Raw genomic sequence first — 6,237 nt, forward strand, 5'->3', positions numbered from 1 at the left:
GGTCACGCTGGTCAAGGGCGACCTGCGCGGCATTGCACAGGCGCGCATCGTCTCCGAGAAGACCATCGCCAACATGAAGCAGAACCTGGGCTTCGCGTTCGTCTACAACGCGCTCGGCGTGCCGCTGGCCGCGGGCGTGCTGTTTCCGTTCACGGGCTGGCTGCTGTCGCCGATGATCGCGGCGCTGGCGATGAGCCTGAGCTCGGCATCGGTCATCACCAATGCATTGCGGCTGAGAGCGCAGGGCACGGGCGGCAAGCCGGGCTGAGGCGCTGCCCCACCGGGCGTGGGGCCGGCAGCATTCGAATTCGGCCTACATACATTTGGCGCGGGTTCATGCAAGTTGGACGGATGACACAGCCCATCGAACTCATCATCGAGGAGCCAGCCCTCGGATCCTTTGTCTGGCGCCTGCTCGAAACGGATGCGAACGGAGCGAACCCCAAGGTGCTCCGCGACGCCTTCGATCCAGCGGACACCTATGAAGCCGCGCTGGCCGCGGGACAGCGCGCGCTCCACAGCGAGATCCGCCGGCGCGCCTCCGGCCAGCCGCAGGCACAGAGCGCCTGAGCGAAGCTGCCTGTTGGCCCGTGCTACAGGTGCCTGGGCCGCGCGGGCTCCGATATCTTTCCGAGCGGATCGGCCGCCGCGCCGGCCTCGCCCTTGGCCGCCACGTCGCCCAGCGACAGGATGCCCACGAGGCGCTTGTCGCGATCGACCACCGGAAGCCTGCGGATCTGCACCGCGCTCATCTGGCTGAGCGCCTCGTCGACCGTGTCGTCGGCATAGCACCAGTACGCGTCGGCGGTCATGATCTGCCTGACCGGCGACGCGCCAAGGTCGATCTCGCGGGCCACGCCGCGCACGGCAATGTCGCGGTCGGTCACCACGCCGACCAGCCGGTTGCCATCGCAGACCGGCAGCACCCCTACCTCGAGCTCCTCGAGGGCCTTGGCCGCCTGCACGATGGTGTCGCCCGGCGCCACCGTGCGCACGCCGCGCGTCATCACTTCATGAACCTGAGTCATCGCATGTCCCTTCTGCAGCGAAGGCGGATTGCAAGCCCGCTGCAGGTCCCAGCTTAGGCGGGCGGCGGGCGCACCGTGTCGGCAGTCTCGGGGACCGCAAGTAAGCCATGTCGCACTTCGCGCAGCGAGGGTGTCGCACTTCGCCGCTGCGAAGGGCCTGGCTGCGCCCGGCGGGTACGTAAGATCGGCGTGCGCCGGTTTTCCACAACGACGACAAAGGAGATCTACAGATGCAGAACAAAGCCCTCGAGCCTCGCCGCCGCTTCCTGAAGAATGCCGCGGGCTCCGGACTGGCCGCCTTCGCCGGGCTGGCCAATGCGCAGTCCTTCGACTTCAAGCCCAACCAGCGCTACCCGGATCCCTCGGTGTTGATCCTGGACCCGAGCTTTGCCAAGTACCGCATCTACAGCAGCACCGTCGAGCAGCTGGGCACCGGCATGCGCTGGGCCGAGGGGCCGGTGTACTTTCCGGAGGGCGGCTACCTGCTGTGCAGCGACATTCCGAACAACCGGCTCATGAAGTACGACGAGAAGACCGGCAAGTTCACGGTGCACAAGCAGAACGCCAACTACGCCAACGGCAACACGCGCGACCGCCAGGGCCGCCTCGTCACCTGCGAGCATTCGGTCACGCGCCGCGTGGTGCGCACCGAGAAGAACGGCCGCATCACCGTGCTGGCCGACAGCTACGAGGGCAAGAAGCTCAACGCGCCCAACGACGTGGTCGTGAAGTCCGACGACAGCGTGTGGTTCACCGACCCGACCTTCGGCATCAACGGCGAGTGGGAAGGATCGAAGGCCACGCCGGAGCAGGCCACCACCAACGTCTACCGCATCGCAAGCGACGGCAAGCTCAGCGCCGTCATCACCGATCTGGTGAACCCGAACGGGCTCGCGTTCTCGCCGGACGAGAAGAAGCTCTACGTGGTCGAATGGAAGGGCACGCCCAACCGCAGCATCTGGAGCTACGACCTTGCAGCCGATGGTGCCAGCGTGTCGAACAAGACCAAGCTCATCGACGCGGACGGCCCCGGCGCGTTCGACGGATTCCGTGTCGACCGCGACGGCAATCTCTGGTGCGGATGGGGCTTCAACGGCGCATTCGCGCCCGAGCCCACCGACGTCGGCGGCGGCCTGAAGGCCCACCTGCCGCTCGGAAAATCCGAAGAGATGGACGGCGTGAAGGTCTTCAATCGCGACGGCAAGCCGATCGGCTTCATCCGCCTTCCCGAGCGCTGCGCCAACCTCGAGTTCGGCGGGCCCAAGCGCAACCGCCTCTACATGGCGAGCAGCCATTCGCTCTATGCGCTCTACGTGGAGGCGCACGGCGCGGTCTAGCGCTCCAGCGCTCGGGCCTAGACCAGCGCCGCAATCTCCGCGGCGCCCAGCGCGCCCTGGTAGATGCGGAAATCGCCGAGGCGGCCGCGCAGCGGCGGATCGTTCGGATACTGCGAACGCCCGAGCAGGTTTTGCGTGGTCTCGCCGAGTTCGCAGGGCGCGAAGCTCATCTGCGCATTGCTGCCGGCCGCCACGCCGTCGATGTACAGCGTGCCGAGCGTGCCGGACAGGGTCACCGCCACATGCACCCAGCGGCCGGTCGGCAGCGGCGACGCGCCTTCGATCATCTGCATGTTGTAGCCGTGGACCGGCGAGATCGCGTAGCGCACCTTGCCGGTGTCGCTGCGCGGCGTGAGCATCATGTAGCGGCGCTCGCCGGAACCGAAGTCGAAGACGCGCGCCCAGGTCGAGATCTCGTCCAGGAACACGCGGCATGCGATGGTGAAGTCGGCCACGTCCTTGAGCACGCCCACGGGGAGCTCGGCGTAGTCGGCGGCCGCCTGCGTTTCGCTGAAGTCGCGCTGCAGCAGCAGCTCGGCCTTGATGGCGGCGCGGGCCTCGTCGGAGGGCTTGCTTTCTCCGGCCGCGGTCAGCGCCACCACTGCGTAGTGGTACACCACGCCGGGCGCGACGGTGCTGTCGGTGAAGGTCAGCGTATCGCTGATGCCCGTGGCCACCGTGGCATACGGGCCGCCCGCCATGGTGGCGCGCTTGACCGAATAGCTCAGCGCGCCGGTGCAGCCCCACCACGAGAGTTCGACCTGCGGTCCGTGCACGCGCGCGGTGAGCCCGCTCGGCCGCACGGGCGTCGCGATCGGATCGCGTGTGTAGGTGAGCGTTCCGAAGCCGAGCTGGTCGCCGTTGTTGCCGTCGGTCTCGGGGCGCATCTGCTCGGCCTGCAGCGCGGTGTAGGGCGTGGCGATGCCCAGCCGGTTCGCATAGTGGTGGTGGACGCTTTCCCAGATGCCGCGCCGGTGGCCGAGGCCGTCCCCCAGCACGGTCTTCGTTCCCTGGCGGTTGGCGCTGGTGAGAAAGGGCACGGTGTAGAAGTTGCCGGCGCCGTCGCGCAGGTTGGACTTGGCCACGTACTCGGCGCCGGCAAGGAAGCGGTTGTTCTCGTAGCCGTAGATGTCGTCGCCCTGGTTCCACGCCATCTCGCAGAATGCGCCCGCCAGGCCGATGCCCAGCGTGCAGTGCCCCTGGTCGCGCCCGCTCTCCTGCCATTGGCCGAGATAGCCGGGATGCACGTGGTAGACCGCCTGCAGGCCGGCGCCGTTGCCCTGGCCCGCCTTGTAGTAGCTGATCGCCTCGTCATAGAGGTCCGTCCGGTCGCACAGCACGCCGATGGCCAGGATCGAGCCCATCGCGCACTGGTCCCAGTTGGCCCAGTAGTTGGTGATCACCGCACCGTTGTGCCTGTCGAGGAAGTCGTGGTTGAGCGGATAGAACACCGTGAGCATCATGTTCTGGAAGCGCTCGAAATCGCCGGCCGCCCATCCCGGATAGGAGCGCATGATCTCGGCCGCATTCGCGAACTGCTGGCCGTAGATGCCTGCCGCAAGAAAGCGATCCGCATTGCCCGTGACCTCTTTCAGCGTGGAGGACCACTCGTTCAGGAAGACCACGGCAAGGTCGGCATAGCGCGTGTCCTGAGAAACCTTCCAGCGCAGCGCGAGCTGGTAGGCGCGCGCGACGTCGATGTAGAACTGCGCGAAGTTCTGGCCCGGGACGTCCCCCCGAATCACCGTGGCCAGCGGCCGCGGCTTGGCGCCGAGCTGCGAACGGCCATTGGACGTGAGCGCGTTCCAGCCGGCGAGCCAGGGCTGCGCATTGGCCGCGACCTTCTGGCGCATGCGCTCGAAGTCGGCCTCGGTGTGCAGCAGGCCGGGGTGCACGAACTTGCGCGCCTGCGGTGCGGGGGGCGCCGCATCGGGCGCCGCGGGTGCATCGGGCGCGGCTGGCGGGGCCGCCGCCGGTGCCGATGCATCCGCCTGCGGCGCACCGCTGCCCAGCGCGCCGAAGCCGCCCGCCACGCCGCCGCCACCACCTCCCCCTCCTCCGCACGCGGCGGTGCCAAGGGCCGCGAGGCTCACGGCGCCCACGCAGAATGCGCGGCGGTCCAGGGGATGGCTGTTGTTGTTTTCGCTTTGTGACTGATGCATGTCGGGATCGAGTTTTGTTAAACCTCGTTACCGCAACATGCATGCCCAATCGGCGGATGCATTCTTTCCTATTCACCGAATCGCAGCGCGGGACACGGGCGGCACCGCGAAGGTGCGGGAGGCCGCGCCGCGGATGACATTCAGTGTCAACCCGCGGCGCCGATGCGCTCAGAAATGTCATGCCAGACCGCCGCGGGCCGCCGCGCTAGAGCTGCAGGTTGACCTGGACGCCGGGCGTGCCGGGCGCCGTTTGCGCGACCACGACGATGCGCTCCTCGAGCCGCTGGAAATGCAGGTCCACCCGCGCGTGGCCCACCTGCAGCCGCTGCACGTGCAGCTGGTCGATGTCGGCCGGCAGCCGCGGCTGCACGATCTTCACCTCGCGCCGGATGCCATCCACCTGCAGGCCAAGGCAGGCCTGCAGCAGCATGAACACAGAGCCCGCGGYCCAGGCCTGCGGCAGGCATGCCACCGGATAGGCCACGGGCGACTGGCCCGGCTCGCGATCGAAGCCGCAGAACAGTTCCGGCAGCCGCATGCCGAAGTGCGTGGCCGACTCGAACAGGTTGTCCAGGATGCGCACCACGCCGTCGCGCTCGCCGTAGCGCGCAAGGCCGGCTGCGCACAGGGCCGCGTCGTGCGGCCACACCGATCCGTTGTGATAGGACATCGGATTGAAGCGCACCGCCTCGGCCGGCAGGGTGCGGACCCCCCAGCCCGATGCAAAGGCCGACGACAGCAGCTGGCGGCCCACGGCCTGGGCCCGCTCTGCGCTCGGCAGGCCRGCGAACAGCAGGTGGCCCGCGTTGGAAGCACGCACGCGGCAAGGCTGGTTGGCGCCGTCGATGGCCAGCGCATAGAAGCCCAGGTCGTCGAGCCAGAACCGGCTCTCGACCGCAAGCCGCATGGCCGCCGCGCGCTGGCGCCAGCGGCCCGCGCCCGCATCGCCGCGCCACTCGGCCATGGCCGACATCGCAAGGAAGGCCGCATAGGCATAGCCCTGGACCTCGACCAGCGCGATCGGCCCTTCGGGTGTGCGGCCGTCGGCGTGGAAGATGGAATCGTGGCTGTCCTTCCAGCCCTGGTTGACCAGGCCGCTGGCTTCGCCGCGCTGGTAGGCGAGCAGGCCATCGGGATGGCGCGCCATGTTCCGCTCCATCCAATCGCAGGCCGCGCCGAGCGCGGGCCAGATGCGGTCGATGGTGGCGCGGTCGCCGGTGCGCCGTGCATAGGCGCCGGCCAGCGCCACGAACAGCGGCGTGGTGTCGACGCCGCCGTAGTACTGGCCGAAGGGCAGTTCGTCGACGGCGGCCATCTCGCCCTTGCGGGTCTCGTGCATGATCTTTCCGGGCTCCGCATCGCGGAAGCTCGAGGTCTGGTGCGCCTGCCGCGCGGCCAGGAATTCGAGCACGCCCTGCGCCAGCCTCGGGTCGATCCACAGCGTCTGGAAGGCCGTGACGATGGCGTCGCGCCCGAACGGCGTCGAGAACCACGGGATGCCTGCGTAGGGATAGGGGCCGGTGGGCAGGTCGGTGGTGAGCAGCGCGAGGTCGGCGCGCGAGCGGTCGAGCCAAGCCTGGAACAGGCGCCCCGAGGCGTGCAGCCGCGAGCCGCGCCGTTGCCGCTGGCGCATGCGCCAGCGCGCGAGCACGCCGGCCTCGCGGAAGCGCTGGGCGCCGGGCCGCGCGGGTGCCGTGCCCACCTCCAGGT

The 6,237-nt window shown here is 68.8% G+C and carries 5 protein-coding genes and 1 pseudogene; 3 read left to right on the forward strand and 3 right to left on the reverse strand.

The window, feature by feature from the left end; genetic code table 11:
• Positions 1-268, forward strand: a pseudogene (locus AC1DOC_RS15010) (copper-transporting ATPase); the annotation flags it as partial.
• Between the two features lie 83 nt (positions 269-351).
• Entirely contained in the window at positions 352-570 is a 219-nt protein-coding gene (locus tag AC1DOC_RS15015) for a hypothetical protein (protein ID WP_278877313.1), read from the forward strand.
• A gap of 23 nt (positions 571-593) precedes the next feature.
• On the opposite strand, the gene AC1DOC_RS15020 is transcribed toward AC1DOC_RS15015, so the two are convergent.
• Positions 594-1,028, reverse strand: coding sequence for a CBS domain-containing protein (locus AC1DOC_RS15020; protein WP_369649815.1), 435 nt, complete (start codon positions 1,026-1,028; stop codon positions 594-596).
• A 230-nt stretch (positions 1,029-1,258) separates the two neighbouring features.
• Between AC1DOC_RS15020 and AC1DOC_RS15025 the strand changes: the two genes are divergently transcribed.
• On the forward strand, positions 1,259-2,365 hold the full coding sequence (locus tag AC1DOC_RS15025) for an SMP-30/gluconolactonase/LRE family protein (protein WP_478079122.1): 1,107 nt from the start codon (positions 1,259-1,261) through the stop codon (positions 2,363-2,365).
• Between the two features lie 17 nt (positions 2,366-2,382).
• Here the strand turns inward: AC1DOC_RS15025 and AC1DOC_RS15030 are convergent, their stop codons facing one another.
• Positions 2,383-4,527, reverse strand: coding sequence for a LamG-like jellyroll fold domain-containing protein (locus AC1DOC_RS15030; RefSeq protein ID WP_478083865.1), 2,145 nt, complete (start codon positions 4,525-4,527; stop codon positions 2,383-2,385).
• 205 nt (positions 4,528-4,732) lie between these two features.
• A partial coding sequence (locus tag AC1DOC_RS15035; RefSeq protein WP_478130013.1) for an amylo-alpha-1,6-glucosidase occupies positions 4,733-6,237 on the reverse strand: 1,505 nt, incomplete at its 5' end.

This window comes from Variovorax sp. 01T439_2 (assembly GCF_056398445.1).

Bases quoted from the DNA above. Each gene is read 5' to 3' on its own strand.
- AC1DOC_RS15025 (WP_478079122.1), top strand. From the start codon at position 1,259: ATGCAGAACAAAGCCCTCGAGCCTCGCCGCCGCTTCCTGAAGAATGCC.
- AC1DOC_RS15015 (WP_278877313.1), top strand. From the start codon at position 352: ATGACACAGCCCATCGAACTCATCATCGAGGAGCCAGCCCTCGGATCC.
- AC1DOC_RS15030 (WP_478083865.1), bottom strand. From the start codon at position 4,527: ATGCATCAGTCACAAAGCGAAAACAACAACAGCCATCCCCTGGACCGC.
- AC1DOC_RS15020 (WP_369649815.1), bottom strand. From the start codon at position 1,028: ATGACTCAGGTTCATGAAGTGATGACGCGCGGCGTGCGCACGGTGGCG.